Genomic DNA, 257 nt, shown 5'->3' on the forward strand with positions numbered 1-257 from the left:
GGCGAACAGATAGCCCATCACCGCGCCCTATTGCAGTCGTTTGGACAGGGGCACGGTGAGCTCAGCCGAGAGCAGATTCTCCACGTCTGCTTGTAACAGGTTGCCTTAATGGGGCATTGAGAACTCCAAAATCTTCAAAACCAATAAACAGGCGGGTATTAGAGCGCTTTTTACAGTATGAGAATTTTGTTTTTGCTGCGTAGCAGGTGGCGAACTTCACGGATGGGCATGGGAAAATCGATAACTTCGCCAGTTGG

General features: G+C 49.8%; 1 protein-coding gene. It reads right to left on the reverse strand.

The window, feature by feature from the left end; all coding sequences use genetic code 11:
• Window positions 1-61 precede the first annotated feature (61 nt).
• The coding region (locus ACFZPT_RS26780) for a hypothetical protein (protein ID WP_379559145.1) at window positions 62-257 on the reverse strand (196 nt) is incomplete at its 5' end.

Source organism: Pseudomonas sp. MD330_10 (assembly GCF_042610415.1).
GTDB classification, from domain to species: Bacteria; Pseudomonadota; Gammaproteobacteria; order Pseudomonadales; family Pseudomonadaceae; genus Aquipseudomonas; species Aquipseudomonas rhodesiae.